At 72.6% G+C, this 26,816-nt stretch carries 25 protein-coding genes; 18 read left to right on the top strand and 7 right to left on the bottom strand.

Features of this window, described 5'->3' with window-relative positions; genetic code table 11:
* Nucleotides 1–67: 67 nt before the first annotated feature.
* The 9 genes from OG439_RS05680 to OG439_RS05640 all read left to right on the top strand — a co-directional run bounded on the left by OG439_RS05680 (nt 68) and on the right by OG439_RS05640 (nt 8,243).
* The gene (locus tag OG439_RS05680) at nt 68–1,843 is read left to right on the top strand and encodes a serine/threonine-protein kinase (RefSeq protein ID WP_326948280.1); all 1,776 of its coding nucleotides are present in this window, start codon (nt 68–70) and stop codon (nt 1,841–1,843) included.
* Between the two features lie 89 nt (nt 1,844–1,932).
* Nucleotides 1,933–3,120 (top strand): right-handed parallel beta-helix repeat-containing protein, encoded by a 1,188-nt coding sequence (locus OG439_RS05675; RefSeq protein ID WP_326948279.1) that lies wholly within the window; start codon nt 1,933–1,935, stop codon nt 3,118–3,120.
* 6 nt (nt 3,121–3,126) lie between these two features.
* Nucleotides 3,127–3,918 (top strand): FHA domain-containing protein, encoded by a 792-nt coding sequence (locus OG439_RS05670; protein WP_326948278.1) that lies wholly within the window; start codon nt 3,127–3,129, stop codon nt 3,916–3,918.
* A complete protein-coding gene (locus tag OG439_RS05665) occupies nt 3,915–4,172 on the top strand; it encodes a hypothetical protein (protein ID WP_326948277.1) in 258 nt (85 codons plus the stop codon). The genes OG439_RS05670 and OG439_RS05665 overlap by 4 nt, the downstream gene beginning before the upstream one ends.
* 168 nt (nt 4,173–4,340) lie before the next feature.
* The gene (locus tag OG439_RS05660) at nt 4,341–4,991 is read left to right on the top strand and encodes a hypothetical protein (protein WP_326948276.1); all 651 of its coding nucleotides are present in this window, start codon (nt 4,341–4,343) and stop codon (nt 4,989–4,991) included.
* A 103-nt stretch (nt 4,992–5,094) separates the two neighbouring features.
* Nucleotides 5,095–5,892, top strand: coding sequence for a universal stress protein (locus OG439_RS05655; RefSeq protein WP_326948275.1), 798 nt, complete (start codon nt 5,095–5,097; stop codon nt 5,890–5,892).
* Nucleotides 5,893–5,971: 79 nt separating this feature from the next.
* Nucleotides 5,972–6,412, top strand: a complete 441-nt coding sequence (locus tag OG439_RS05650) for a flavodoxin domain-containing protein (RefSeq protein WP_326948274.1) — start codon at nt 5,972–5,974, stop codon at nt 6,410–6,412.
* Nucleotides 6,409–7,347: a universal stress protein gene (locus tag OG439_RS05645; protein WP_326948273.1), complete on the top strand. Its 939-nt coding sequence runs from the start codon at nt 6,409–6,411 to the stop codon at nt 7,345–7,347. Before OG439_RS05650 ends, OG439_RS05645 begins: the two co-directional genes overlap by 4 nt.
* Nucleotides 7,344–8,243: a universal stress protein gene (locus OG439_RS05640; RefSeq protein WP_326948272.1), complete on the top strand. Its 900-nt coding sequence runs from the start codon at nt 7,344–7,346 to the stop codon at nt 8,241–8,243. The genes OG439_RS05645 and OG439_RS05640 overlap by 4 nt, the downstream gene beginning before the upstream one ends.
* 25 nt (nt 8,244–8,268) lie before the next feature.
* Here OG439_RS05640 and OG439_RS05635 read toward each other — a convergent pair whose 3' ends face one another.
* The 5 genes from OG439_RS05635 to OG439_RS05615 all read right to left on the bottom strand — a co-directional run bounded on the left by OG439_RS05635 (nt 8,269) and on the right by OG439_RS05615 (nt 12,631).
* A complete protein-coding gene (locus OG439_RS05635) occupies nt 8,269–9,264 on the bottom strand; it encodes an inorganic phosphate transporter (RefSeq protein ID WP_247049941.1) in 996 nt (331 codons plus the stop codon).
* A complete protein-coding gene (locus OG439_RS05630; protein ID WP_326948271.1) occupies nt 9,264–9,878 on the bottom strand; it encodes a DUF47 domain-containing protein in 615 nt (204 codons plus the stop codon). The genes OG439_RS05635 and OG439_RS05630 overlap by 1 nt, the downstream gene beginning before the upstream one ends.
* A 115-nt stretch (nt 9,879–9,993) precedes the next feature.
* Complete coding sequence (locus tag OG439_RS05625; RefSeq protein ID WP_326948270.1) at nt 9,994–10,638, bottom strand: phosphate signaling complex PhoU family protein; 645 nt, start codon at nt 10,636–10,638, stop codon at nt 9,994–9,996.
* Nucleotides 10,639–10,649: 11 nt separating this feature from the next.
* On the bottom strand, nt 10,650–11,606 hold the full coding sequence (locus tag OG439_RS05620; RefSeq protein WP_326948269.1) for a threonine ammonia-lyase: 957 nt from the start codon (nt 11,604–11,606) through the stop codon (nt 10,650–10,652).
* Between the two features lie 2 nt (nt 11,607–11,608).
* On the bottom strand, nt 11,609–12,631 hold the full coding sequence (locus OG439_RS05615) for a LacI family DNA-binding transcriptional regulator (RefSeq protein WP_326948268.1): 1,023 nt from the start codon (nt 12,629–12,631) through the stop codon (nt 11,609–11,611).
* Between the two features lie 219 nt (nt 12,632–12,850).
* On the opposite strand from OG439_RS05615, the gene OG439_RS05610 reads away from it, so the two are divergent.
* Genes OG439_RS05610 through OG439_RS05585 form a run of 6 tightly spaced genes read left to right on the top strand, consistent with a single transcriptional unit; the run spans nt 12,851 to nt 20,561 of the window.
* Nucleotides 12,851–14,500 carry an ABC transporter substrate-binding protein gene (locus tag OG439_RS05610; RefSeq protein ID WP_326948267.1) on the top strand — a complete coding sequence of 550 codons (1,650 nt, stop codon included), beginning with the start codon at nt 12,851–12,853 and terminating at the stop codon, nt 14,498–14,500.
* A complete protein-coding gene (locus OG439_RS05605; RefSeq protein WP_326948266.1) occupies nt 14,501–15,499 on the top strand; it encodes an ABC transporter permease in 999 nt (332 codons plus the stop codon). It begins immediately after the preceding gene.
* Nucleotides 15,496–16,392, top strand: a complete 897-nt coding sequence (locus OG439_RS05600) for an ABC transporter permease (RefSeq protein ID WP_326948265.1) — start codon at nt 15,496–15,498, stop codon at nt 16,390–16,392. Before OG439_RS05605 ends, OG439_RS05600 begins: the two co-directional genes overlap by 4 nt.
* On the top strand, nt 16,389–17,375 hold the full coding sequence (locus OG439_RS05595) for an ABC transporter ATP-binding protein (RefSeq protein ID WP_326948264.1): 987 nt from the start codon (nt 16,389–16,391) through the stop codon (nt 17,373–17,375). Before OG439_RS05600 ends, OG439_RS05595 begins: the two co-directional genes overlap by 4 nt.
* Entirely contained in the window at nt 17,372–18,121 is a 750-nt protein-coding gene (locus tag OG439_RS05590) for an ABC transporter ATP-binding protein (protein ID WP_326948263.1), read from the top strand. Before OG439_RS05595 ends, OG439_RS05590 begins: the two co-directional genes overlap by 4 nt.
* Nucleotides 18,122–18,152: 31 nt before the next feature.
* On the top strand, nt 18,153–20,561 hold the full coding sequence (locus OG439_RS05585; RefSeq protein WP_326948262.1) for a glycoside hydrolase family 2 protein: 2,409 nt from the start codon (nt 18,153–18,155) through the stop codon (nt 20,559–20,561).
* A 3-nt stretch (nt 20,562–20,564) separates the two neighbouring features.
* Here OG439_RS05585 and OG439_RS05580 read toward each other — a convergent pair whose 3' ends face one another.
* Nucleotides 20,565–20,954, bottom strand: coding sequence for a hypothetical protein (locus tag OG439_RS05580; RefSeq protein ID WP_326948261.1), 390 nt, complete (start codon nt 20,952–20,954; stop codon nt 20,565–20,567).
* A 123-nt stretch (nt 20,955–21,077) separates the two neighbouring features.
* Between OG439_RS05580 and OG439_RS05575 the strand changes: the two genes are divergently transcribed.
* Nucleotides 21,078–22,193, top strand: coding sequence for a GDSL-type esterase/lipase family protein (locus OG439_RS05575; protein ID WP_326948260.1), 1,116 nt, complete (start codon nt 21,078–21,080; stop codon nt 22,191–22,193).
* Between the two features lie 36 nt (nt 22,194–22,229).
* Here OG439_RS05575 and OG439_RS05570 read toward each other — a convergent pair whose 3' ends face one another.
* Nucleotides 22,230–23,222, bottom strand: a complete 993-nt coding sequence (locus OG439_RS05570) for a glycoside hydrolase family 26 protein (RefSeq protein ID WP_326948259.1) — start codon at nt 23,220–23,222, stop codon at nt 22,230–22,232.
* Nucleotides 23,223–23,415: 193 nt separating this feature from the next.
* On the opposite strand from OG439_RS05570, the gene OG439_RS05565 reads away from it, so the two are divergent.
* Nucleotides 23,416–24,723: an extracellular catalytic domain type 1 short-chain-length polyhydroxyalkanoate depolymerase gene (locus OG439_RS05565; RefSeq protein WP_326948258.1), complete on the top strand. Its 1,308-nt coding sequence runs from the start codon at nt 23,416–23,418 to the stop codon at nt 24,721–24,723.
* 126 nt (nt 24,724–24,849) lie between these two features.
* On the top strand, nt 24,850–26,784 hold the full coding sequence (locus OG439_RS05560) for a hypothetical protein (protein ID WP_326948257.1): 1,935 nt from the start codon (nt 24,850–24,852) through the stop codon (nt 26,782–26,784).
* Nucleotides 26,785–26,816: the final 32 nt, after the last annotated feature.

The following is a 26,816-nucleotide window of genomic DNA, read 5'->3' as shown; positions in this document are numbered from 1 at the left end:
AGACCACCCCCGCCACCGTCGTGACGTGCCGCGTGCGGGGTGCCGGGCCGTTTCGTAGACTCCGCGGGTGGGCAGTGGTCGCGTCGTAGCCGACCGGTACCGGCTGGAGGAGGAGCTCGGACAGGGCGGCATGGGCGTCGTCTGGCGGGCCTTCGACCTCGAACTGGGCCGGCAAGTGTCGCTCAAACGATCCCTCGACGCCGACGCCGGGCAGATCCGGCGGGAAGCGCGCATCGGGGCCGGTCTGCTGCACCCGAACGTCGTCACGGTGTTCGACACGGTCACCGACGACGTCGACGCGCGCTGGCTGGTCACCGAGTACCTGGCCGCGCGCAGCCTCGAAGAGCTCGTCGACGACGGCGGCCCGCTGCCCGAGGACCGGGTCCGGCGGATCGGCGCGCAGCTCGCCGCGGCGCTCGCGGCCATGCACGCCCGCGGCATCGTCCACCGCGACGTCAAACCGGGCAACGTCCTGGTCACCGAGGACGACGTCGCCAAGCTCACCGACCTGGGGATCGCCCGCTGGACCGAGGTCACCCGCACCGGCGGCGCCCAGCTCACCGGCACCCTCGGGTACGTCGCGCCGGAGGTCGCCGGCGGCGGCGAGGCCGGTCCCGAATCCGACGTCTTCTCCCTGGGCGCCACCCTCTACGCCGCGGTCGAGGGCCGGTCGCCGTGGGGGTCGGGCGAGGACGGCCCGTTCGTGCAGATGCGCCGCGCCGCCGGTGGGCGGCCCGCCCCGGCCGAGCGCGCGGGCCGGCTCGGCCCGGTCCTCGACGCGCTGATGGCCCGCCACCCCGCCGACCGGCCCACTGCGGCCGAGGCCGTCGCCCTGCTCGAAGCGGACACCCCCGCGCCCCGGCGGCCGCGACGCCGGTTCCGCCGCCGGCTGCTCGCCGTCGGCGCGCTGGCCGCGGTGCTCGCGCTGGTGGCCGGGTTCCTGCTCAGCCGGCCGCCGTCGGCCACCCCGGCGGGCGGGCCGAACACGCTCGGCGCCGATCCGGCCGCGACGGACCCGTGCGCGGCGATCTCGGTCGACTCGCTCACGCGGTTCGGCCAGCCGTTCATCGACCCCGAGCTGAAGAACTTCGGCACCTGCGTGGTCACGACCACCCTGGCCGACGGCACCGGCCAGGTGCAGACGACCCTCGACCTGACCGGCCCGCTGCGCTACCCGACCCGGCCCCCGGTGCCCGGCCGGATGGGCGACATCGAACGCCCAGAGGCCCGCGACGGCGCCTGCGAGCGCAGCATCTCGCTGGCCGACACCAACCGGATCGACGTCACCTCGCGCCCGGTGACCCGCGCCCAGGACGCGCCCCTGTGCACCATCTCCGACTCGGTGCTCTCCGACGTGCTGCCCAAGCTCGCCAACGGGCCCCTCCCGCGGCGTGACCGGCCGTTCCCGGACTGGTCGCTCGCCCACGTCGACGCCTGCGGCCTGCTCGACGCCGCGGCGACGGCGAGCGTCTCGGTCCGAGCCTCGCAGACCGACCGGGAGTTCGGCGGGTGGGGCTGCACCTGGGAGGACGACCCCCGCACGATCACCGTGCGCTACACCCGGGAGTGGCCGATCGAGCCGGACACCGACGTGCCCGGCGAGCGGATCCGCGCCGGCACCCGCAGCGCCGTCGTGGCACCGGTGCCGGGCGACCGGCCCGCCTGCGCGGTGCAGGTCGTGCACCGCTTCTACACCCCGGCGCTGCCGGTGCTGCGCGGCACCGAGCCGAACCGGGAGGAGATCGCCGTCGTCACCCTCGAAGACGCCGGCGCGGCCGGCGGGAACGCGCTGTGCGGGGACGCCCGGACACTGGCGGCCGCGCTCGCCGGACGGCTGCCGTGAAGCGGGGACCGGTCCCAGGCGGGCTCGGCTAAAAACAGGGCCAGGCCAGCGCCGGAGCCGCCGGCGGGCCGGAGGGGGACGAGGTGGCGATGCGGGGTGTGGCCGGCGTGGTGCTCACGCTGGCGGCCATGGTCGTTCCGACGGCCGTGGGGGCCGCCGGAGCGGGTCCGCGGACCCTCCACGTCGGGCCCGGCGGCGAGTACGCCACCGTCCAGGCCGCGGCCGACGTCGCCCGCCCGGGTGACACCGTCGCGATCACGGCCGGGACCTACCCGGGTGGCCTCACCATCCGGCACGACGGCGGCCCGGGCCGGCCGATCCGGTTCACCGGGGTGGGCGGCACCGCCGTGCTGACCGGCACCGGTGGCGACGCCGGCCTGCTCGCGGTCGGCAACCACTCCTGGCTGGAGTTCCGCGGCCTGACCGTCGCCGGTTCGACCGGCTTCGGGGTGTACGCCGAAGGCGCGCACGACCTCGTGTTCGACCACTTCGGCGTCGACGGCTCGAGCGACGGCGGGCTCGTGCTCGTCGCCACCCGCCGTGCCGCGATCCGGAACTGCGACATCCGCGGCACCAACGCCCGCGGCACCTCCGCCGACCACGAGGCGCTCAGCATCGCCTCGGGCTCGTCCGACGTCGAGGTGTCCGGCTGCCGCGTGCACGACAACGGCGAGGAGGGCATCGACGTCAAGTACGACGACGACGCCCGCGTGAAGATCCACCACAACGTCGTCACCGGCAACCGCGGGCCGAACATCTACGTCGACTCTTCGTCCACTGTGGACGTCTACGCCAACGTCGTGAGCGGGACCCGCAACGCCGGCAAGGCCGGGATCGGTCTGGCCGTCGAGGACTACTCGGAAACCCGGCTGCTCTCGGGCGTGCGGGTCTTCGACAACCTCTCCACCGGCAACGCACAGGCCGGGCTGGACCTGTGGGTCGAGTCGACCGGCACGATGCGCGACCTCACGGTCGTCAACAACACCTTCGCCGGCAACGCGAAGGGCTCGGTGCACGTCGGCGGCGACCGGTTCGCCGGGACGAACACCCTGCGCAACAACGTCTTCGGCGACGGCCCGGTGACCGCCGGGCCGTTCACCGCCGACCACAACCTCACCGGCGACCCCGGGTTCGCCGCCCCGGGTGACTACCACCTCGCGCCCGGCTCGGCCGCCGTCGACACCGGCAGCGCCGCGCTCGCCCCCGCCTTCGACCTCGACGGTGTCCCCCGGCCCGCCGGCGCGGGCTTCGACATCGGCGCCTACGAGCGGAGGTAGCAGCCCGTGCCCGCCGAACGCCTCGACCCGCACCGCCAGCGCAGCCTGCGCCACGGCGTGACCGCGTCTGTACCGGGCACGCTGAGCGCGCTCACCGTCACCGGCGGCATCGCGGTGCCTCCGGCCGCCGGCCGCCGGGTGAGCTTCGGCCGCAACCGCCTGGAGGTCGACGTCTGCGTCGGCGAGGACGACCTGCGGATCAGCCGGGTCCACGGGCTGCTGACCCACGACCGGGACCGCTGGTGGCTGAGCAACACCGGCCGCTCGCCGATCCGGCTGTCCGACAGCGTCCTGCTGCACCGCGACAGCGAGCCGCTGCCGCTGGCCGCGGGCTACACCGCGTTGTTCCTGCGCGGGACGCGCGACCGCGAGCACGTGCTGGAACTGCTGGTCTCCGACGGGGAGGACACGGCCACCGCGCCCCGGCCGACCCACCCGACGGCCCCGCCGAAACGCTGGCGGCTCACCGCGGAGGAGCACCTGGTGCTGGCCGTGCTCGGGCAGCGCTACCTCGGTTACGACCCGCAGCCGCTGCCCTTGTCGCGCCAGCAGGCAGCCGCTGAGCTCGGCGAGCGGCGGCCGCGCGAGAGCTGGACGGCCAAGCGCGTCGAGCATATCGTTTCCCGGGTCCGGCAACGGCTTTCCGACGCCGGCGTGCACGGTCTGCGGCGCGAGGAGGTGGGCGAACCGGTGGGCCTGACCCTGACGGTGAACCTGCTCCGGGAGCTGGTGCTCTCGACGACGCTGGTGCCGATGGACCTGGAATGGCTCGAGCTCCCCGACCCGCCCACGACGTGACCCCGCCGCGAGCTTCCCGCTTCGACGCGGTGCTCGACCGGCTCGCCGGTGGTGCGGCGACGCGGCTGTCGCAGGCGGAAGCGCGGCCGGCGGAGGGCTTTCCCGCCGGAGCTGCGCGTCCCGTCGGCCGGTGCGGGCGGCCCGGTGAGGTCGTCGGCGTCGTCGTGCCCGGCGGGACCGGCACCGCCCGCGTGCTCGGCGTCGACGCGCTGGAGCCACTGCCGGCGAAAGCGGGATACGACCGGTTCGCGTGATCGTCCGGCGCCGGTGAGCACCGCCCGTTCGGTCCACAAAGGACAGTTTCGGAGCCGGTCGCCGGGAGCTGTCCCTGCCGGAAACCGGTTCCGGGGCTACACTCGGGATACGCCTCGGACCCCGGCGCCGTCGTGCTCGGGTGGTCGTTCACCAGGACTGAGGCGCTCATGTTCACTCGTATCACCAGGATCGTGTCGATCGCCGCCGGGACCGCGTTCGGCGCGGTCGGGCTGGTCGTGCTGCCGGCCGGCGCGCTCGTCGGGTGGGGCATGCTCGGCCTCGCGGCCGGGGTCAGCGCGTGGCTGGCGGTGACGGGCTTCCCCGCGGTGCGCGAGCGGCTCGCGGCGACCGGCTCCGCGGCTTCCGCCGTGACGATCGGGGTCGTGACCGGCCTCGGCGCGCTCGGGGCCGGCGTGGCGATCGGCGGGTTGGTGGCCGTCGCGGGCGGGACGGCGGCCGCCTCGTTGCTGGTCGTGGCGGCGACGGCGTGGGCGGTGTGGCGGTTCCGGCCCCGCCCGGCGCCGAGCGCCCCTCCGGCCGCACCGGTCGTGGTGGAGGAACCCCCAGAAGCCTCCGGAGGCCCAGGAGTCACCGGAGTGACCGACCTGTCCACGGCCGAGCTGTGCCTGGCGTGGCGGCGCAGTTACGGCGAACTCCTGCGCGCCCCCGACGAGCCGGCCCGCCGGCGCGTGGTCCGGTCGCGGCGGGCCTACCTGGACGAACTCGAACGCCGGGACCGCGAGGGGTTCGCCCGCTGGCTCGGCAGTGGGGCCCGCGCGGGCGGCGACCCGCAGCGGTACCTGGCCGCCGGCGGGTGACCATTGGTCCCGGCCGAGAGGTCTTCGTGCTCTGACGCGCCGGCCCGCCAGGCGACATGCTGGCCGGAGTCGCCGTCCGGGCGACGGACGTCAGGAGGCGGTGATGGCCGACCAGGCCGCGGTGATCGTCGGGGTGGACGCCTCGGAAGGGTCGCTGCGCGCGGTCCGCTGGGCCGCGCACGAGGCGGCTCGGCGCGGCGCTGACCTGCGGTTGTTCCACGCGTGCGTGGTCGACCCGGGCGACGAGGCCGAGCCGCTGCCCGAGCACGTGACCCGGCGGACGCGGCACGCGGCGAAGATCGCCCGCACCGCGGCGCCGGGCGTCGAGGTCGACGTCCACGTGGAGCTGGGGCTGGCGGTCGACCTGCTGCTCGCGGCGTCCGGGACCGCGCCCCTCATCGTGCTCGGCTCGCACGGCCTCGGCGGCCTGCGCGGCGCCCTGACGGGGTCGGTCACCCTCCGGGTCGCGGCCGGCGCGCACTGCCCGGTGGTCGTCTTCCGCGGCCAGGCCGGGCCGCAGGGCCCGGTCGTGGTCGGCGTGGACTCGTCGCCGGCGAGCGAGGAAGCTCTGCGGTTCGCGGCCGACGCGGCCGTCGCGCGCGGGGTGCCGCTGGTGGTGGCCCACGCCGGCCGGCCATCCGACCCGGGCACCGAACCCGAGGACCGGCGCGAGCTCGACGAGCTCGTCGCCGGCCTGGCGCAGAAGCACCCTGACCTGGACGTCACGACGCGCGTCGTCGAGGACCGTGAGCCGGCGCGCGTGCTGATGGCCGTCGCGCCCGACGCCCAGCTGATCGTCGTCGGCAGCCGCGGCCGCGGCCCGGTCGCCGGGGCCGTGCTGGGCTCGACGGGCAACGACCTGCTCGCGCGCTCGGCCTGCCCGGTCGCCGTGGTCCACTAGCGGGTGCAGGGTCCTTCGCCGGTCCGGGCGAGGTCGTTGGCCTCTGCTCCCGGGGCCGCGGCCGGGTGAGGGTGGAAGCATGAGAATCCTCGTCGCGGTGGCCACCCGGCACGGTGCCACCCGGGAAATCGCCGAACACCTCGCCACGTCGGTCGGCTCCGCGATGACCGACGCCGGAGCGGCCGCCGATGTCGAGGTCCGGGACGTCGGCCTCGTCCCGTCGCTCGAGGGCTTCGACGCCGTGCTCCTGGGCAGCCCGGTGGAGAACGGGCAGTGGCTCGCCCCGGCGCGGACGTTCGCGGAGTCCTTTTCGGACGGTCTGCGGTGGCTGCCCGTCTGGCTGTTCACCCGCGGCCCGGTGGCCGAGGGGCACGAACCCGCCCGCGAGCTCGTGCGGCAGCTGGCGGCCCGGGACCACCGGGTGTTCGACGGCACGGACGACCGGCCGCTGATCCGGGCCTGGGGCCACGAGATCGGCACGATCCTGGCCGTCGCGGCGGTCGCCGAGAGCACGCGGTGACCGCGCCGCGCGGCGCGGTCGTCGCCGGGGTCGACGGCTCGGCCGCCGCGGTGCACGCCGCGGTCTGGGCCGGCGCCGAAGCGCGCCGCCGACGGCGGCCCCTGCGGCTGGTGCACGTCCACGCGCTGCCGCAGGTGCACACCCCGATCGCCGCCGGCACCCACGACCGGGTGCGCGCCGGGCTGGCCGGGCGCGCCGAAAGCCGGCTCGCCGAGGCGCGGGCCGCGGTGCTCGCGCAGTCCCCCGGCCTCGACATCCGGACCGCCGCGCGGGAGTGGAGCCCGGTCACGGCGCTCGTCCAGGAGTCGCGGAACGCGGAGCTGGTGGTGCTCGGGTCCCGCGGGCTCGGCGGCTTCACCGGGATGCTCGCCGGCTCGACGGCGGTGTCGGTGGTCGCCCACGCGCACTGCCCGGTCGTCGTGGTGCGTGGCCTGGCGCCGGCGGCGGGACCGGTCGTCGTCGGGGCCGACGGCTCGGCCGACAGCGACGCGGCGCTCGCGTTCGCGTGCGAAGAGGCGCGGCTGCGCGGCTGCGCGCTCACCGCGGTGCACACCTGGAGCGACATCGTCGCCGACGGCGTCCTGCGGTCCCATCCGTTGCAGGACAACGGATCCGAGATCGACCAGGCCGAACGGGCCAAGCTCGCCGACCAGGTGGGCGGCTGGCGGGAGAAGTTCCCGGACCTGACGATCGACCTCGACGTGACGCGCGGCCGCCCGGTCCGGACGCTGCTGGAGCGCGGCGAGCACGCGCAGCTGCTCGTGGTCGGCTGCCGGGGCCTCGGCGGCTTCACCGGCATGCTGCTGGGCTCGACCGGCCAGGCGCTGATCGCGCACGCGCCGTGCCCGGTCGCGGTCGTCCGGCCGCAGGCCGCGGAACTGCCCGACGCCGACCGCCCGACGCCGACCGCCCGAGGAGCCGAGGAGACCCGATGAAGGACAGGAACCGGACGGTCGTGGTGGGCGTCGACGGCTCGGGCGCGTCGATGGCGGCGGTGGCGTGGGCCGCGAAGGTCGCGTCCGCCCGCCACCTCGAGCTCGAGATCGTGCACGGCCTGCGGTCCACCGAGCTCGGTCAGGACGGCGGCATCGCGGGCACCGACGTCCTGTTCGACGCGGTGCGCCAGGACGGTGACCGGGTTGTCGCCGGCTCCCGCAAGGTGGCCGCGTCGATCGACGAGGACCTGGTGGTCACGGCGAAGACGCCGGCCGAGTCCCCGGCGCCGCTGCTCGTCGGGCTGTCGCGCCAGGCGCGGATGGTCGTCGTCGGCGCGTCCGGCTCGGGTGGCTTCACCGGGATGCTCCTCGGCACGACCGCGGCCACCCTCGTGAACCACGCGCACTCGCCGGTGGCGGTGATCCGGGGCCGCCACGGCACGGCGCACGTCCCGGAGTCGGGCCCGGTCGTGGTCGGGGTCGACGGGAGCGCGACGAGCGAGCTCGCGATCGCGGCGGCGTTCGAGGAGGCGTCGTTCCGCGGCGCGCCCCTCGTCGCGGTGCACGCCTGGAGCGACGTCACCTACGAGGACTTCTACGGCGCGGTGCGGATCATGCCGCAGTGGGAGTCGGCGCGGGAGGACGAGGAGCGGCTGCTGGCCCAGCGCCTGGCGGGCTGGCAGGAGAAGTACCCGGACGTCGGGATCCGCCGGGTCCTGTGCCGCGACCGCCCCCGCCACGCCCTGCTCGAAGCCGCGCAGACGGCCCAGCTGGTCGTGGCGGGCAACCGCGGCCGCGGCGGCTTCGCCGGGATGCTGCTCGGTTCGACGAGCCAGGCTTTGGTGCAGCACGCCGCCTGCACGGTGCTCGTGGTCCGGCTGGAGTCCCGGCGCTGAGCAGCGGCTGCCGCGGGCCCCGTGCTCAGGTGAGGGCGCTGATCCCGAAGAACACCGCCGCCGACACCGCGGCCGCCGCCGGGAAGGTCAGGACCCAGCCCAGCACGATGTCGCGGGCGATGCCCCAGCGCACCGCCGAGAGCCGCCGGGTCGCGCCGACGCCCATGATCGCCGCGGTGATCACGTGCGTCGTCGAGATCGGGGCCTTCACCGCGAACGCCGTCACGTACAGCACCGACGACGCCACCGACTCCGCGACGAACCCGTGCGGCGGGTCGAGCGGGAACACCCGGCGCCCGAGCGTCCGCATGATCCGCAGGCCGCCGGAGTACGTCCCGAGCGACAGCGCCGCGGCGCAGGCCAGGGTCACCCACAGCGGGACGTCGAACGTCTTCTGCTGCCCCGCGGCCACCAGGGCCAGCACGATCACGCCCATGCCCTTCTGGGCGTCCTGCAGGCCGTGGCCGAGCGCGAGCGCCGACGCGGAGACGATCTGGAAGCGCCGGAACACCCGGCCGCTGCGGTGCGGGTTCGCCCGGCGCAGCAGCCACAGCGCGCCGACCATCGCGAGGTAACCCAGCACCAGCCCGAGCAGCGGCGAGGCCACCATCGGGATCAGCACCTTCTCGGCGATGCCGGCCCAGTGCACTGTGCTCGCCGCGGCCAGCGCGGCCCCGACCATCCCGCCGATCAGCGAGTGCGAGGACGACGACGGGAGCCCGAAGTACCAGGTGATCAGGTTCCAGACGGTCGCGCCCACGAGTGCCGCGAAGACCACGGTGAGCGCGTCCGGGCCGACCGGGACGTCGATGATCCCCTTGGCCACCGTCGCGGCGATGCCGGTGGACAGCAGCGCGCCGGCCAGGTTCATCACCGCGGCCAGGACGAGCGCGGCCCGCAGGGTGAGCGCGCGCGTCGACACCGCGCTCGCGATCGCGTTGGCCGCGTCGTGGAAACCGTTGGTGTAGTCGAAGACCAGGGTCAGCACGATGACGGCGACCAGGGCGGCCGTCCCGGTCACTACGACTCCTTGACCGCGATGGTCTGCACCACGTCGGCCACGTGCTCGAAGGCGTCGGCGGCCAGCTCGAACTGCTCGACGACCTCCTTGGTCTTCAGGACTTCGAGGGCGTCGGCGCCGGGTTCGAACAGCTGGGCCAGCACCCGCCGGTAGATCCGGTCGGCCTCGTTCTCCAGCTCGTTGACCTCGATCCAGTACGGCTCGAGCTCGCCCACCTTCGCCAGGCCCGGCATCGCCTCCGCCGTCAGCTCGGCACACCGGCCGAGCGCCTGCACCAGCAGGTCGACGCCGGGCGGGAACGCCTGGATCCGGTAGAGCACGGCCAAGTCGGCGGCGGTGTCCATGAAGTCCAGCACGTCGTCGATCTTCGAGGCGAGCGCCTGGATGTCCTCGCGGTCGAACGGCGTGACGAACGAGCTGTTGAGCTCGACCATGATCGTGTGCATGAGCTCGTCACCCTGGTGTTCGACCTCGTGCAGCCGGCCCGCGATCGACTCCCGGTCGGCGGGCTCCGCGGCGACGAGGTCGCGCAGCAGCGCCGTGGCGGTCACGAGGTTCTTCGCCGCGTCGGTCAGCAGGTCGAAGAACTTCGTGCCCCGTGGGGTGAAGCGCATGGATGGGGTCCCTTCTTCAGCGCACCGCGATCATGCCCGGTCACCCGGGCTCCCGCAGGCTCGGGGCGCGACTTCCGGTGGAAAGCAGACACTCACTCCGGTGTCCGCGGACGGTCTAACCGGGGAGGTCTCCGGTGTTGGCGAACTCCAGCCGCTTGGCCACCGAGACGGTCTGGTCGGCGAAGCGTTCGTAGAACCGCGTCGCCAGGGCCGCGGCGACGGCCTCGCCGTGGCCGTGGCCCCAGCCGGCACCCGTCATCCCGGACAGCAGCTCGGCGTGCAGCGCGTCGACGGCTTCGTCCGCTTCGCGCAGGTCGCGGTAGCTGCCGCCGGCGCCCGTGCGGATCTGAGTCGCGACGCCCTCGGCCATGCCGGCGGTCAGCTCGCCCATCCGCAGGAACGTCGGGTTCAGCTCCGCGGGCACGGCGTGGTCGGGGTGGGCGTAGCGCGCGCTGTCGGCGATGTGCGCGGCCAGGTCGCCCATCCGCTCGATCCGCTCCGCGCAGTAGACGACCGCCAGGACCTGGCGCAGGTCGCCGGCGACCGGGGCCTGCAGGGCGAGCAGCGAGTAGGCGTCCTCTTCGCACCGCGCGCGGTGGGCGTCGAGGCCGGCGTCGGCGGCGATGACCTGCTCGGCGACTCTGAGGTCGGCGTTCAGCAAGGCCTCGGTGGCCTGCCGGATCGCCGTCGCCGCCAGGTCGCACATGGTCGCCAGCAGCTCGCTCAGACGTTTCAGGTCGTCGTGAAATCCTTCTCGCACGACTCGGCAGCCTACGGGAGGCCGGTGCCGAGCCAGCGGTGGTAGGCGGCCAGGTCGACGTTGCCGCCGCAGACGACGACGCCGACGTGCCGGCCGGCGAACCGGTCCCGGTCCTCGAGCACCGCCGCGACCCCCAGTGCCGCCGACGGTTCGACGACCAGCCCCGCGTGCTCCAGCAGCAGCCGCATCCCCGTGATGATCGACTCCTCCCGCACCAGGACGGCGTCGTCGGCGACGAGCAGCAGGTCGCCGAGGACCTCCGGGATGGGCCGCCTGCCCGCGACGCCGTCGGCGATGGTGCTGGTCGAGTCGGTGGTGACGACGCGCCGTTCCCGCCAGGACCGCGTCATCGCCGGCGCGCCCGCCGGCTGGACGCAGACGACTTCGACGGCGGGTGCGCGCGTCTTCAGGACGTGGCCGATCCCGGTGGCCATCGCGCCACCGCCGAGCGCGATCAGGACGGTGTCGAACGGCGTGTCCAGCAGCTCCAGGCCGATCGTCGCCGCGCCTTCGCACGTCTCGAGGTCCAGGCTGTCCTCGACCAGCCGGATCCCGTCGTGCTCGGCGATGGCCACGGCCCGTTCGCGCGCCTCGTCGAAGTCGCCGTCGACCAGCTCCAGCCGGGCGCCCAGCGCGCGGATGCGCTCGAGCTTGACCGCGGGCGCGGACCGCGACGCCACGACGGTGACGGCCACCCCGCGGCCCCGCGCGGACCAGGCGAGGGCCTGGCCGAGGTTGCCCGCGCTGGCGCACACCGCGGCCCGCCCGCTCAGACCGTTCACGACGACTTCGGTACCGCGGCCCTTGAAGCTGCGCACCGGGTTCGCCGTCTCCAGCTTGACGCTCACCCGGCAGCCGAGCGCCCGCCCGAGCGGCTCGCAGGGGTACAGCGGGGTGTCGAGGAAGACCGGGTCGATCACCGCGCGAGCCGCCTGGATACGGCCGAGGTCGAGACGCGTTCCGGGCATCGTCAGCGGTCCTGCGGAGCCCGGCCGGTGCTCGCCCGGGGCATCAGGATCGGCGCCGGCGCCTGGACGTGCCCGGCCGCGCCGACGGCCAGGATCTCGTTGAGCGTCTCGATGGCCAGCACGCCGTGCTGGGTGATGTGCCGGTCCAGCGCCGTCACCGCCGGGCGGACCAGCTGGCACAGCGCCGAATCGTCCCAGGACACGATGGACAGCTGCTCGGGCACGGAGACGCCCATCTCCTGGGCCGCGGCCATCGCCGACAACGCCATCACGTCGTTGTCGAAGATCACCGCCGTCGCGCGGTCGCGCTCCGACAGCAGGCGCCGCGCCGCCCGGGCGCCGCTGTCGCCCGAGTAGTCGCCGTGGACGGTCTTCGACCACTCCAGCCGGTGCGTCTCGGCCGCCTTGGTGAACGCCTCGTCCCGGCGCAGCGTGTGCGCGAACCGGTCCGGCCCGGCGACCCGGGCGATCCGCCGGTGCCCGAGCGCCGCGAGGTAGCCGACCGCCTCCTCCATCGGGGCCGCGTCGTCGGCCCACACGCACGGCACCTCGGCCGACTGCGGGTAGCCGAGCGCGACGGCGGGCAGCCCGATCTCGGCCAGGACGCCGGTGCGGATGTCGTTCTCGTGCAGGTCGACCACGATGACGCCGTCGACGCGCCGCTCGGCCCACCAGCGGCGGTAGGTCTGGATCTCGGCGTCCCGGTCGTCGGTGACGGCCAGCATCAACGCCGTCGAGGGGTCCGAGCGCAGCGCCATCTCGATGCCGGAGACCAGCTGCATGAAGAACGGCTCGATGCCCAGCACCTGGGCGGGCCGGTCGACGATCAGCCCGATCGCGCCCGACCGGGACCGGGTCAGCGCGCGGGCGGCGGTGCTGGGCCGCCAGCCCATCCGGTCGGCGATCTCCAGCACGCGCTCGCGCGTGGCCGCCGACACCCCCGGCTTCCCGTTGAGCGCGTAGGACACCGCTCCCGTCGACACCCCGGCCGCGTCCGCGATGTCCGAGATGGTCAGCCGCTTCATCGTGCTCCTCGGATAACTCGCTGACTCAATCGCTTCACCTCGCACGAGGCTACCCCGACATCGTTTCGGTCCATTGACATGACGTGACCGAGGTTACAAGATGTGAAGCGCTTAACCCAGGCCCGCCCCCGATCGCCGCCTGACGACACCAAGCTCTCCCAGCGCGACGTCAACGTGGCCGTCCATCGAGTTAACCGCTTAAGCACTCCTGGAGTCCCCATGAAGGCCGGAAGGCACCGCCGCCTGCTCGCCCCCGCCGCCGTCGTCCTCGCGCTCGGCCTCGCCCTGAGTTCGTGCTCCAGCACCGCGACCAGCGCCGACGGCGTGATCATCACCGCGAACACCGGCGCGTCGGGCGCGTTCGTCCGCAACTTCAACCCGTTCCTGCCCAACCAGGCCCAAGCGGGCTACGGCGGCACCGTCTACGAGTCGCTGCTGTTCTTCGACATGGCCGAACGCCGCCCGCCGGTGCCGCAGCTGGCCACCGCGGCGACCTTCTCCCCCGACGGCCGCACGCTCACCGTCACCACCCGCGACGGCGTGAAGTGGCAGGACGGCCAGGCGTTCACCGCCCAGGACGTCGCCTTCACCTTCGACGCCATGATCAAGCACCCCGAACTGAACACCAACGGGCTGACGCTGGCCGCCGCGGCCGCGCCGGACGACCACACCGCGAAGATCACCTTCGCCCAGCCCGCGTTCAACCAGCTGTGGGGCGCGGCGGGCCGCACCCTGATCGTGCCGAAGCACATCTGGGAGAAGATCGCGGACCCCGCCACCGAGCTGAACCCGAACCCGGTCGGCACCGGGCCGTTCACCCTCGACTCGTTCTCGCCGCAGACGTTCCTGCTGAAGAAGAACCCGAACTACTGGGAGCAGGGCAAGCCGGCCATCGACGGCGTCCGTTTCATCTCCTTCAGCGACAACACGAGCGCGAACCAGTCGCTGCTGGCCGGGAAGATCGACTGGGGCAACACCTTCGTGCCCGACCCGCGGAAGAACTGGGTCGCCAAGGACCCGAAGACCCACCTCGTCCCGTCCGCCGGGATCTACCAGACCAGCCTCGTGCCGAACCTGACGGCGTGGCCGACGAACGACCTCGCCGTGCGGCAGGCGATGAACCTGGCGCTGGACCGCAAACGCATCGTCGACACCGTCTACTTCGGCATCGCCAAGGTGCCCAGCCCCGAGCTGCTGCAGACCCCGCGGGACGACGGCTTCCGGATCACCGGCCCGGTCACCCGCGACCCCGCCGCCGCGCGGGCCGCGCTGGAGAAGGCCGGCTACACCCGTGGCGGGGACGGCATCTACGTCGACAAGGGCGGCCGCCGCCTCGACGTCTCGATCAAGGTCGTCACCGGCTACACCGACTACATCCAGGCGTTGCAGCTGATGCAGCAGCAGCTCGCCGAAGCCGGGATCGCGTTGACCGTGCAGCAGGTTTCGAGCGCCCAGTTCAACTCCGACCGCTCCACCGGCACCTTCCAGCTGCTCATCGACGGCCTGGGCGGCAAGCCCGACCCGTACCAGCTCTACAACCAGGTGCTCGCCTCGGCGACCACCGCGCCGATCGGGCAGAAGGCCGCGTCGAACTGGTCGCGCTTCTCCGACCCGCAGGTCGACGCCGCGCTGGCCGCGATGGCCGGCACCGACGACGAGGCCGTGCTCAAGCAGCGCGCCCAGGAGATCGGCCGCGTGATGCTGGACAAGCTGCCCTATGTCCCGGTCTTCCAGAACAGCCCGAACGCGACGTTCCTCGCCACGAAGGTCACCGGCTGGCCGACCGACGACAACGCCTACGCGCTGTCGCGGGCGGACAGCTTCCCCGACACCGGGTTCGTCGCCAAGAACCTCAAGCCGGTCAAGTAGATGCGGTTCCTCGGCAAGAAACTGATGTTCTACGCGGTGGCGCTGCTCGCGGCGCTGTCGCTGAACTTCCTCATCCCCCGCCTCGCGCCGGGCAACCCGGTGGACGCGGTGCTGGCCCGGCAGTCGTCGATGGCGCCGGTCTCCCCGGAGGCCCGGCACTCACTGGAACTGCTGCTGGGCGTGACCGATCGGCCGCTGTGGCAGCAGTACCTGGCCTACCTCGGGCAGATCTTCACCGGCGACCTCGGCCGCTCGGTGACGTTCTTCCCGGCGCCGGTCGGGGACATCATCGGCCAGGCCCTGCCGTGGACGCTGGGCCTGGTCGGCGTGGCGACGGTCGTGTCGTTCACGCTCGGCATCTCGCTCGGCGCGCTGGCCGGGTGGTTCCGCCGCGGGGTCGTCGACTCGCTCGTCGCGGGGTCGACGATGCTCGCCGCCATCCCGTACTTCTGGCTCGCGCTGGCCGCGCTGTACTTCCTCTCGGCCGGCCTGGGCTGGTTCCCGCTCGGCCTCGGGTACGACGTCGAGATCGAGCCCGGCTGGTCGGGCGAGTTCGTCGGCGACGTCATCTACCACGCGCTGCTGCCGGCGCTCACGATCGTCGTCAGCTCGCTGGCCGGGTGGCTGCTGGGGATGCGGAACATGATGGTGTCCACGCTCGCCGAGGACTACGTCGTCACGGCGCAGGCGAAAGGCCTCAGCCTCCGGCGGGTGATGGTCACCTACGCCGCCCGCAACGCCGTCCTGCCGAGCGTGTCCGGCGTCGCGGTGTCGCTCGGGTTCGTCGTCGGCGGCGCGATCGTCACCGAAGCCGTGTTCTCCTACCCCGGCATCGGGTTCACGCTGCTGCAGGCGGTCCGCAACAGCGACTACCCGCTGATGCAGGGCATCTTCCTGATCATCACCCTCGCGGTGCTCGGCGCGAACCTGCTGGTCGACCTGCTCTACGCGGTCATCGACCCGCGCGTGCGCACGACGGCGAAAGCAGGTGCCCGATGACCCAGGCCGTGATCACGCCCGTCCGCGGCGCCGGGCGCGTCTCCGCGCTGACCCGGCGGCCGAAGTTCCTGCTGGGCGCCGGCATCGTGGCGGTCTACGCGGCCGTCGCGGTCATCGGGCCGCTGCTGGTCGGCGACCCGCACGCGACCGGCGACGACCTCCTCGCCGGGCCGTCGGCCGCGCACCTGCTCGGCACCACCAACAACGGGCAGGACGTCTTCGCCCAGCTGATCGTCGGCTTCCGCTCGTCGCTGCTGGTCGGGCTGCTCGCCGGCACGGTCACGATGCTGCTCGCCGCGCTGGTCGGCGTGGTCGGCGGATACGCGGGCGGCTGGGCCGACGAGGTGCTCAACCTGATCGGCAACGTCTTCCTCGTCATCCCGGCCCTGCCGCTGATCGTCGTCGCCGCCAGTTACCTGCACTCCAGCGGGATCGCCGTGATCGCGCTGCTGATCGCGGTCACCAGCTGGGCCGCCTCCGCGCGGGTCCTGCGTGCCCAGACGGCGTCGCTGGCGCACCGGGACTACGTCGACGCCGCCCGCGCGTCGGGCGAACGCGGCTGGCGGATCGTGGTCGTCGAGATCCTGCCGAACCTCTACCCGATCCTCATTTCGCAGTTCGTGTTCGCGATGATCGGCGCCATCCTCGGCGAGGCCGGGCTGTCGTTCCTCGGGCTCGGGGACCTCAACTCCGTCACCTGGGGCACGATGCTGTTCTTCGCCCAGAACGGCGAAGCGCTCTCCCAAGGCGCGTGGTGGTGGTTCATCCCGCCGGGCCTGTGCATCGCGGTGCTCGGCGCGGCCCTGACGCTGCTGAACATCGGCGTCGACGAACTGATCAACCCGCGGCTGCGCGTGCAGCGCCGCGGCGGCGCCCAGGGGGACATCCGATGACGCCCGTGCTCCAGGTACGCAACCTGCACGTCGACTACGAAACCGCCACCGGGCCGGTGCACGCCGTCTGCGGCGTCGACCTGGACGTGCACCGCGGTGAGCTGGTCGGCATCGTCGGCGAAAGCGGTTGCGGCAAAACGACGTTGGCGTACGCGATCACGCGGCTGCTGCGCGCGCCCGCGCACCTGACCGCCGGCAGCGTCACCTTTCAGGGCGTGCACGACGCCGAGCCGGTCTCGGTGACGGCGTTGACCGGCGGCGCGCTGCGGAAGTTCCGCTGGGACCGGATGTCCATGGTGTTCCAGGGCGCGATGAACGCCCTCAACCCCGTCCAGCGGGTCAGCGCGCAGCTGCAGGACCTCTTCCACGCGCACCGGCCGCAGCTGACCAAGGCCGAACGCCGGGCGCGGGTGGGCGAACTGCTCGACCTCGTCGGCCTGCCCGAGCGCGTCGCCCGGTCGTACCCGCACCAGCTGTCCGGCGGGATGCGGCAGCGCGTGATGATCGCGATGGCCCTCGCGCTCGACCCCGACGTCGTCGTGATGGACGAGCCCACCACCGCGCTGGACGTCCTCGTGCAGCGGGAGATCCTCGACGCGCTCGCGGAGCTGCGTCGGCGGCTCGGGTTCGCGGTCGTCTTCATCACCCACGACCTGTCGCTGCTGCTGGAGATCAGCGACCGCATCGCGGTGATGTACGCCGGGCGCGTCGTCGAGCTCGGCGACAGCGTGAAGCTGCGGGAGAAACCGCAGCACCCGTACACGGCCGGGCTGCTCAACGCGTTCCCGACGCTGCGCTCGGAGCGGCGCGACCGGCACGGCATCCCCGGCCACCCGCCGGACCTGGCGGCGCCGATCGCCGGGTGCGCGTTCGCCGACCGGTGCGGGTTCGTCCGCCCGGAGTGCACCACGACCGACGTCACGCTGCGGCCGGTCGGCGGCACCGACGTCGCCTGCCACCTCTACCAGGAGGTCTCGGCATGACCGAGCTGAGCGCGCACGACCTGGTGCGCGACTACTCCGGGTTCCGCGCGGTCGACGGCGTCAGCTTCACCGTCACCTCCGGGCAGACCCTGGCGCTGGTCGGCGCGAGCGGCAGCGGGAAGTCCACCATCGCCCGGATGCTGTGCGGGCTGGACCGGCCCACCTCCGGGACCATCACGATCGACGGCGAGCCCCGCCGTCCCGGCTACCGGGCGCTGCGGGAGTACCGCAAGCACGTGCAGCTGGTGTTCCAGGACCCGTTCGCCTCGCTCAACCCGGTCAAGCCGGTGCACCACCAGCTGGCGCGGCCCCTGCGCGTCCACGGGCTCGACGGCGACCGCCGCGCCGTGCTGGACCTGCTCGACCGCGTCCACCTGCGGCCCGCCGACCAGTACGCGGACAAGCTGCCGCACGAGCTGTCCGGCGGGCAACGCCAGCGCGTCGCCATCGCGCGGGCCCTCGCGCCCCAGCCGAAGGTGCTGCTGGCCGACGAGCCGGTGTCCATGCTGGACGTCTCGGTCCGGCTGGACATCCTGAACCTGCTGGAGGAACTCAAGCGGGACAACGATCTCGCCGTCCTCTACATCACCCACGACCTCGCCACCGCCCGGCACTTCTCGGCCACGACCATGGTGCTGAACGCCGGGCGCGTCGTCGAGATCGGCGACTCCGACCAGGTCATCTTCCACCCGGCGGACGACTACACCCGCCGGCTCGCCGCCGCCGCGCCCGACCCGTGGCGCTGACCCCCTCCCATCCACCAGAAGGGACCCACCCGTGCGGATCGACCTCGGCGCCCGCGACTGGACGCTGCGCGCCTGCGGACCTCTGACCCACGTCCCGATCGAGCTGGCCCGCCGGCTCGCCGAGGGCATCCCGGCGGCCGTGCCGGGCACGGTGCACACCGACCTGCTCGCCGCCGGGCTCATCCCGGACCCCTACCTCGACCGCAACGAGGACGAGCTGCAGTGGATCGGCCTCACCGGCTGGCGCTACGAGACGACGTTCGACCGCCCGGCCGCGCCCGGCGTCGTCGAGCTGGTCTTCGACGGCCTGGACACCGTCGCCGAGGTCGAGCTGAACCACCACGTCATCGCCACCACCGTCAACATGCACCGCTCCTACCGCGTCCCGGTGACCGACCTGCTGGCCGACGGCAACACCCTCGCCGTCACGTTCAGCTCCGCGGTCCGGTACGCCCGCGCGGAACGCCGTCGCCTCGGGGACCTGCCCAATCTGGGCAACGACGAGCCGTCGAACTTCATCCGCAAGATGGCCTGCAACTTCGGCTGGGACTGGGGGCCGAAGCTCGTCACCGCGGGCCTGTGGAAGACCGCGGCCATCGACGTCTGGGACGTCGGCCGGCTGCGTCAGGTCCGGCCGCTGGTGTCGGTCACCTCCTCGGGCGACGGCGTGGTCGAGATCAACGCCGACGTCGACGGCTCCGACGATCTCGTGCTGCGGGCGCGGGTGGGCAGCGTCGAAGTTTTTGGTCCCACCGGGTCGGCGTTGTCGCTGACCGTCGAGCAGCCGCGGTTGTGGTGGCCGCACAGCATGGGCGAGCAGCCGCTGTACCCGCTCACCGTCATTCTCGAAGCCGCCGACGGGTCCATTGTGGACACGTGGTCGCGGGAGATAGGTTTCCGCACCATCGAACTCGACGACCTGGATGGCGCGTTCACCTTCCGCGTCAACGGCGTCCCGCTGTTCGTCCGCGGTGCCAACTGGATCCCCGACGACTGCTTCCCGCACCGGATCGACGCGGCCCGCTACGACCGCCGCGTCCAGCAGGCCATCGGCGCCCGCATCGACCTGCTGCGCGTGTGGGGCGGCGGGATCTACGAAAGCGACGACTTCTACGCCGCCTGCGACCGGCGGGGAGTGCTGGTGTGGCAGGACTTCCTGTTCGCCTGCGCCGGCTACCCGGAGGACGAGCCGTTGCGCGGCGAGGTCGAGGCCGAAGCCCGCGAGGCCGTCGTCCGGCTCGCGCCGCACCCGTCACTCGCGTTGTGGTGCGGCAACAACGAGAACTACATGGGCTGGTTCCACTGGGGCTGGCGGACCGAGCTCGCCGACCGGGACTGGGGCGCCGGCTACTACGAGCACCTGCTGCCGGACATCGTCGGCGAGCTGGACCCGACCCGGCCCTACATCCCCGGCAGTCCGTGGTCCGGCGACCCGGCCCGCGACACCCAGGACGACGACCACGGCTGCGTGCACATCTGGGACGTCTGGAACGAGCGCGACTTCAGCGGTTACCTCGAGCGCGTCCCCCGGTTCGTCTCGGAGTTCGGCTGGCAGGCCCCGCCCGCCTGGGCGACGCTCACCGCGGCCGTCCACGACGACCCGCTGACGCCGGAGTCGCCGGGCATCCTGCACCACCAGAAGGCCAAGGACGGCAACGGAAAGCTCGCCCGCGGGCTCGCGCACCACTTCGCCGCGCCGGCGTCCGCAGAGGACTGGCACTACCTCACGCAGGTGACCCAGGCCCGCGCCATCCGCACCGGGATCGAGCACTTCCGCGGGCACCGGCCGCACTGCATGGGCACGATCGTCTGGCAGCTCAACGACTGCTGGCCGGTGACGTCGTGGAGCGCGATCGACGGCGCCGAGCGGCGCAAGCCGCTCTGGTACGCGTTGCGCGAGGCCTACGCCGATCGCCTGATCACCATCCAGGAGCGGGACGGCGGCCCAGCCGCGATCCTGGTCAACGACTCCGCGTCCGCCTGGGAGGCCCCCCTCGAACTGCGCCGGCTCACCGTGGACGGCGAGATCCTCGCCAAGACCGGCACGACGGTCCGGGTGCCCCCGCGCGACACCGTGACGCTGCCGTTCGGCGACGTCGGCGTGGCCGGGGACCCGGCACGGGAACTGCTGGTCGCCGACACGGGCACCGAACGCGCGATCCGGTTCCTCGCCGCCGACCTCGACATCGCCTACCCCGAACCCCGGTTCGACACTACCGTCACCCGGACCGCGACGGGCTACGACATCACCGTTACCGCCCGGTCCCTGGTCCACGAGCTGGCGGTGTTCGCCGACCGGCTGGCCCCCGACGCCGAAGCGGACCAGTGCCTGCTCACGCTGCTGCCCGGGGACCACGCGACGATCCGGGTGACCACGCGCTACCAGCTCGATCCGGCGCGGCTGACCGCTCGTCCGGTGCTGCGCTGCCTCAACGACTGAGGGTCAGGAGTCGGTGGTCTTGGCGCACGACACCGGCTGCCCGGGCCCCGGCGCGGTGGCCCGGGCCAGCTCCCGCTGGGCGTCGAGCAGGATGCGGCAGGTGAGCGTGAGGCCGCCGGTCGGCGTGGCGGTGATCTCCGCCTTCTGACCGGCGGTCACCACCACGTCCTGCTTCCACGGCACGCCGACCGGGCCCTGGACGCTCTGCTGCGCGACCTCGTCCTTGTAGCGGTCGGGCGAGTTCGCGTAGCCGACCTTCGCCAGCGTCCCGTTGTCCTGCCCGGTCACCTCGTAGGTGATGGCCCACGACTTGCCGGTCGGGTTCGAGCACCCGGCGACGCCGACCAGCGCGCCGCAGAGAACCACCGTCCCGACCACTCCCCTGATGTCCATGCTCCGACGGTAGAGCCGGCGCCCCGGCCCGGCATCGCACCGAAGACTGACATCCGATAGTGCGATGGTCGTAGCTCACCTGGCGATCTTGACAGCAATGGAATGCCGTTCCAGACTGGCGGCATGCGATGGCAGCCGACGTGGACCCAGGCGATGACGGACTTCCGCGGCGAAGACGAGGAGCCGCCGTTCGCCGACGTCACCGTCCGCATGACGGTGCCCGCGAGCATCGGCGGGCGCCACATCCGGGCGGAGCTGAGCAACCGGTTCGGGGACGAGCCCGCCGTGATCGGCCACGGCGCGATCGGCGTCGGCGGCCGCTGGCTCGACGTCACCTTCGACGGGCAGCGCACCACGAAGATCCCGGCCGGCGAGTCGCGGTGGACCGACCCGGTCGAGCTGACCGTCGGCCACGGCGACCACGTCGAAGTCGACCTCCACCTGCCCGAACCGACGCCTTACGCGACCGCGAACGGGTTCCGGTTCCAGCGCTCGGCGACCCCGGGAGACGTCGTGGGTTCGCGGCAGTTCCCGGCGGCCGAGACCGGGCTCGCCGCCGAGGGGACCGGATGGTCCCTGCCATCCGGCGGGCCGTTCCTGCGCGCCGTCGAGGTCGCCGGCACGGAGGCCGCCGCGGTGATCGTGTGCTTCGGCGCGTCCATCACCACCATGGGCTGGCCGCAGCTCACTGCCGCGCGGCTTCCCGCCGGGGCGCGGATCGCCGTCCTGAACCGCGGGATCCCGGGAAACCGGATCCGGCACGACGCCCCGTCCGCGCACCCGTCCTGGGGCCGGTCCGGGCTGTCCCGGTTCGACGACGACGTCCTCGGCACCACCGGCGTCACCCACGTGGTGCTCGCCCACGCGGGCAACGACATCGGCCTCCCGGGAGACCACGCGCCGCTCGGCGAGCTGCCGACGGCCGCGCAGCAGATCGACGCCTACCGGCAGCTCGTCGATCGGGCGACCACGGCCGGGCTCGGCGTCGCGCTCGCCACGATCACGCCCATGGCGCCCGAGCTGGGCGACGACCGGGAGCGGATCCGCCGTGGAGTGAACGACTGGATCCGGACGTCGGGCCACGAGTACGCCGACTTCGACGCGGTGCTCCGCTCCGCCACGGACCCCGCGCGGATGGCGGCCGAGTACGACGCCGGCGACCACCAGCACCCCAACGTCACCGGCGAAAACCTGCTCGCCGACGCGATGGCCGAAGTCATCCCGCGGTTGCTGCGGTGAACCGGGTGCCGGGAGCGCCTCCCGGCACCCTGGACGTCAGCCGCGCTGCATCTCGCCGAGCACCAGCACGCGCCCGTCGAAGTACGTGCGCTGGATGGCCGCGTTGGAGTTGCTGCCCTGCAGGTACTCCGACCACTCCATGAAGTACGTCCACTTCGGCTGCGACGCCAGCAGCTCCGGCGACGGGATCGTCCCGGTCTCGCCCAGAGCGATCGGCTTGCCGTGCGAGACGTTCAGCATCGCCTGGTAGTCCGAAGAGGACGAGTTCGCCTTCATCCAGACGTCCAGCGCCGCGACGTCGACGTAGCCGTCACCCGGGTAGTAGCTCGCGATCGACCCCATGTTGACGTCCTTGACCGCCCAGTCCCACACGATGCTCGTGAGTCCCTTGCTCACCAGGTAGTCGTGGGTGATCCGGTAGAGGCCGGCGCTGCCGCCCAGGCCCGGGCGCCCGCCCCACCACGCCCAGCTGTCGTTGAGCTCGTGCAGCGGCCGGAACAGCAGCTGGACACCCGCGTTCTGCAGCTGCTGCAGGTAGGGCACGATCTCGTCGAGCCGTGCCTTGTACCGGTTGTTGAGGTTCGAGCCGTTCGTCATCAGCTCGCTCCACTGGGCGTCGCTGAGCTTGCTCATCACCCCGGAGGACCAATCGCACGAGCTGCCCTGGGTGGGCGGGCACATGTGCCAGGTCATGGTCACGACCGCGCCGTGGCTCCATTCGAGCTTGGCCTGGTCGATCACCGCCTGCCGGTTGGCGACGTCCGAGCCGCCGAAGAAGAAGTCACCGCCCCACAGACCCGGGTACTGGCCGGTGATGTCGTGCGCCTTGCCGGTGTAGAACGACGGCTGGTTCGCGGGTTCCTTGTTGTGCTGCCCGGCGATCGTGTACTGGCCGGAGATCTGCTTGAGGTAGTTGAGGGTGCCACCGGCCCGGGGGCCGGCGACGGCGGCGCCCGGTGTGGCCAAGGCCGTGGCGACGAGCGCGGCCGCGGCGAGGATCGTACGAGTCTTGCGCAAGCGTGGGGACACAGGCTGACTCCTCTGCGGTGAGGGCGTGTTAAGCGCTTAAGCATGACAGCTCCGGCGTATCCCCTGTCAAGACATCCCGCGACAATCCACCGCGGCTTGTCCTGCTCATTGACAATCATTGACCGGCGATAACACCGCTGTTCTACTGGCAAGACCGGTGCTTAAGCGGTTGATCTCGGGAACGGAGTTCGCCTTGTACCTCAAACCCATCCTCGTCTTCGCGATCGCGGCCGCCACACTCTGCGCCGCCCCCGCGGCGCACGCGGCGACCGCCGGCCCGCTCACGGGCCTGGCCGGCAAGTGCGCGACGGTCACCGGCGGCGCGACCGCCGACGGCACCCGGATCCAGCTCGGCACGTGCACGTGGTCCGGCGCGCAGAGCTGGACCGTCCAGGACGACGGCACGATCCGCGCGCTCGGGAAGTGCCTCGACGTCCAGGGCGGCTCGGCCGCGAACGGCACCCCGATCCAGCTGTGGAGCTGTCTGGGCAACACGCACCAGAAGTGGAGCTACGACAGCACTTCCGGCCGGCTCGTCAACCCGGCGACGGCCGGGTGCCTGGACGTCACCGGGCAGTCGAGCACCGACGGCACGCCGTTGCAGCTGTGGACGTGCAACAACCAGACGAACCAGCGGTGGACGCTCCCGGATGGTCCGCCACCGGCCTGCCCGCGCACCCCCGGACAGTCCGTCGTCCCGGTCGACTACGGCGGAAAGCGTTACCCCGTCACGGTTTACGTTCCCGCGAACGCCCCGGCGACCGCACCGCTCGTGCTCAACCTGCACGGCAGCGGCAGCAGCGGCGCCGGTCAGCTGAGCTACTCGAACATGGCCGCGGCCGCCGACGGGTACCTCGCGGCGTTCCCCGAAGGGGCGATCTCCTACCAGGGCGGCCTTTCGTGGAACGTCCCCGGCGTCGGCACGCCACCCGCCGGGGCGCGCGACGACGTCGGCTTCCTCGACCAGGTCATCACGACGCTCACCGGTGCGCTCTGCGCCGACCCCCACCGGACCTACCTCACCGGGTACTCCGGTGGCGGCCGGATGACATCGGCGTTCGCCTGTGCCCACCCGGATCGGATCGCCGCGATCGCCCCGGTGGCCGGGCTGCGCGCGGGCCGGCCGACGCCCGGGAACACGTCCGTCCCGGATCCGGCGTCCTGCCGGCCGGGCGTGCCGGTCCCGGTGATCGCGTTCCACGGCAAGCAGGATGCCACCAACCCGTACGACGGCGGCGGCACCGACCTGTGGCAGTACTCGGTTCCGGTGGCGCAGCAACGCTGGGCGTCCATCGACGGCTGCGGCACCGGCCCGTCGACCACCCAGGTGAGCACGCACGTCACGCTGACGACGTACTGCGACGTGCAGCTCTACACCGTAGCCGACGGCGGCCACACCTGGCCCGGTTCCCCGCAGGCCAAGCCGGAGAACGGCAACACCACCCACGAGATCGACGCGAACACGCTCATGTGGCGGTTCTTCGCCGCGCACTCGCGCTGAGACCCGGTTTTCATCACACCCGTTTGACATAGTCCACAGTGGACAGAAGTGGGGCGAATCCAGCTGAACCGCCCGGGGTTTCCCGCCGTGTGCAGTGGTGAGGTGGCGACCCGAAAGGAGGGGCTGATGCCCCACTTGCGCACGTCCGGACGACACCGCAAACCGGCGACGATCGGACTAGTCGCCCTGCTGGGAGTAGCGGCCGCGACCGCGACGGCGATCGCCCTGAGCAGCCCGGCAAGCAACGCGGCGACGGAGAACTGCACGGGGCTCGACACGGCACTGCAGAACAACCTGGGTTTCATAGCAAGCCAGCAGCTGACCCCGGACGCCCAGTCCCCGGCCCGCATAGCCAACCGCCAGGCGGTGGTGGACCAGATCCAGCAACGCAGGCAGGACGCGGGCTGCCAGGGAGCGGTAGCGGCAACCCAGGCGGCGGTCAACTGCGCGGCAGTGGCCGGAGCCGCGGACGAGGTCGCGGTGGTTGACCAGAAGGGCATGGCCGGCCAGGCCGGGGGCGTGGAGCAGAACGGCATGGCCGACCAGAACGGCGCGGCCGGCGACAACGGTGCCGAGCAGAACAGCATGGCTGACCAGAACGGCGCCGAGCAGAACGGAATGGCTGACCAGAACGGTGCCGCGGGCAAGAGCGGCGCGGCAGGTAAGAGCGGTGCCGCGGGCAAGCACAGCGCGGCGGGCAAGGACGGCGCAGCCCAGAAGGGCGCAGCAGGCAAGAACAGCGCGGCTGCGGGCGAGAACGGTGCAGCTCGGAAGGATGCGACCGGCGAGAACGGCGCGGCCGCGAACGGCATGGCTGCCCAGAACGGCGCAGGCGCCGAAGACGGCGCGGCACAGAACGGCATGGCCGACCAGAACGGCACGGCGGACCAGAACGGCACGGCGGACCAGTCCGAAGCAGCCGACCAGGCCGCAGCAGCGGACCAAGCCGCGGCGGCCGACCAGGCGTGCGCGGTCGTGCAGCAGTGCCTGACCCAGGAAGCCGCGACCGCGGACACCAACGGCATGGCCCAGCAGAACGCGACCACCGGCCAAACCGGCGCGGCAGACCAGAACAGCATGGGCAACCAGAACGGCATGCAGAACGGTGCGGCCGATCAGAACGGTATGGCCGCTCAGCAGGGCATGGCTGACCAGAACCAGGCCACCGGCAAGAACGGCGCTGCCGACAACGGGATGGCCGGCCAGAACCAGGCAGCAGCTCAGAACGAGGCCGCCGACCAAAGCGGTGCGGCACAGAACGGCACGGCCGGCCAGCAGGACGCGGCGGCCCAGAACGCAGCCGCCCTCCAGAATTGCGCGGCCGTCCTGAGCTGTGTGGCCCAGGCCGATCCCAACGCGGCGGCCGACCAGAACGGCATGGCCACCGGGCAGGCCGGGGCGGCTGACGAAAACGGCATGGCCCAGCAGAACGGTGCGGCCGACCAGAACGGTGCGGCCAGCCAGAAGGGTGCGGGCGGCCAAAACGGTGCAGCCGGTCAGAACGGGATGGCCGACCAGCAAGGCGTGGCGGACCAGTCCCAGGTAGACCAGAACGGCATGGCTCAGCAGAACGGTGCGGCCGACCAGAACGGCGCAGCCGATCAGAAGGGTGCAGCCAAGAACAAGGGCAAGGCCAAGACGAACGCCAAGGACGCCGCCGGTCAGGAGGCCGTGGACCAGGCGGCTGTGGACCAAGCGGCCGCCGTCGCGGTCGACTGTGTTGCCCAGGCCGCCCAAGCCGCCGAAGGCGACCAAGCCGCCGCGGGCGACCAGGCGACCGAGACCCAGACCGAGACCCAGGCCACCGGTGGCGCTGAGACCGTCTGCCCCGGCTCCACCGTCACCCTCTCTGGTGAGGCCGGCTCCCCCGCGGCGTCCAGCAATCAGTTCGCCGCCGGGACCATGCTGAAGGTCACCAACCTGGACAACGGCAAGTCCATCACCGTCCCGGTTACCTCGACCTCCGGCAGTTGCGCCCTGCTCAACAACACGGCGTTCAACCAGATCCACGAAGCCGGCAAGCAGCTCATCCGCAACGCGAAGATCCAGAAGGTCGGCTGACGGACCCCGGGGCGTGCGTCAGCAGGAGGTCG

The sequence above is a fragment of the Amycolatopsis sp. NBC_01307 genome (assembly GCF_035975215.1).
Classification (GTDB): Bacteria; Actinomycetota; Actinomycetes; order Mycobacteriales; family Pseudonocardiaceae; genus Amycolatopsis.
The sequence above is the reverse complement of the archived record's forward strand: the minus strand, read 5'-3'. Positions and strand labels throughout refer to the sequence as shown.

What these genes read in the sequence shown, in the direction of transcription:
- OG439_RS05675 (WP_326948279.1), top strand. Translation starts at nt 1,933, where the DNA reads ATGCGGGGTGTGGCCGGCGTGGTGCTCACGCTGGCGGCCATGGTCGTT.
- OG439_RS05660 (WP_326948276.1), top strand. Translation starts at nt 4,341, where the DNA reads ATGTTCACTCGTATCACCAGGATCGTGTCGATCGCCGCCGGGACCGCG.
- OG439_RS05655 (WP_326948275.1), top strand. Translation starts at nt 5,095, where the DNA reads ATGGCCGACCAGGCCGCGGTGATCGTCGGGGTGGACGCCTCGGAAGGG.
- OG439_RS05650 (WP_326948274.1), top strand. Translation starts at nt 5,972, where the DNA reads ATGAGAATCCTCGTCGCGGTGGCCACCCGGCACGGTGCCACCCGGGAA.
- OG439_RS05640 (WP_326948272.1), top strand. Translation starts at nt 7,344, where the DNA reads ATGAAGGACAGGAACCGGACGGTCGTGGTGGGCGTCGACGGCTCGGGC.
- OG439_RS05630 (WP_326948271.1), bottom strand. Translation starts at nt 9,878, where the DNA reads ATGCGCTTCACCCCACGGGGCACGAAGTTCTTCGACCTGCTGACCGAC.
- OG439_RS05620 (WP_326948269.1), bottom strand. Translation starts at nt 11,606, where the DNA reads ATGCCCGGAACGCGTCTCGACCTCGGCCGTATCCAGGCGGCTCGCGCG.
- OG439_RS05615 (WP_326948268.1), bottom strand. Translation starts at nt 12,631, where the DNA reads ATGAAGCGGCTGACCATCTCGGACATCGCGGACGCGGCCGGGGTGTCG.
- OG439_RS05610 (WP_326948267.1), top strand. Translation starts at nt 12,851, where the DNA reads ATGAAGGCCGGAAGGCACCGCCGCCTGCTCGCCCCCGCCGCCGTCGTC.
- OG439_RS05605 (WP_326948266.1), top strand. Translation starts at nt 14,501, where the DNA reads ATGCGGTTCCTCGGCAAGAAACTGATGTTCTACGCGGTGGCGCTGCTC.
- OG439_RS05600 (WP_326948265.1), top strand. Translation starts at nt 15,496, where the DNA reads ATGACCCAGGCCGTGATCACGCCCGTCCGCGGCGCCGGGCGCGTCTCC.
- OG439_RS05595 (WP_326948264.1), top strand. Translation starts at nt 16,389, where the DNA reads ATGACGCCCGTGCTCCAGGTACGCAACCTGCACGTCGACTACGAAACC.
- OG439_RS05590 (WP_326948263.1), top strand. Translation starts at nt 17,372, where the DNA reads ATGACCGAGCTGAGCGCGCACGACCTGGTGCGCGACTACTCCGGGTTC.
- OG439_RS05580 (WP_326948261.1), bottom strand. Translation starts at nt 20,954, where the DNA reads ATGGACATCAGGGGAGTGGTCGGGACGGTGGTTCTCTGCGGCGCGCTG.
- OG439_RS05575 (WP_326948260.1), top strand. Translation starts at nt 21,078, where the DNA reads ATGCGATGGCAGCCGACGTGGACCCAGGCGATGACGGACTTCCGCGGC.
- OG439_RS05560 (WP_326948257.1), top strand. Translation starts at nt 24,850, where the DNA reads ATGCCCCACTTGCGCACGTCCGGACGACACCGCAAACCGGCGACGATC.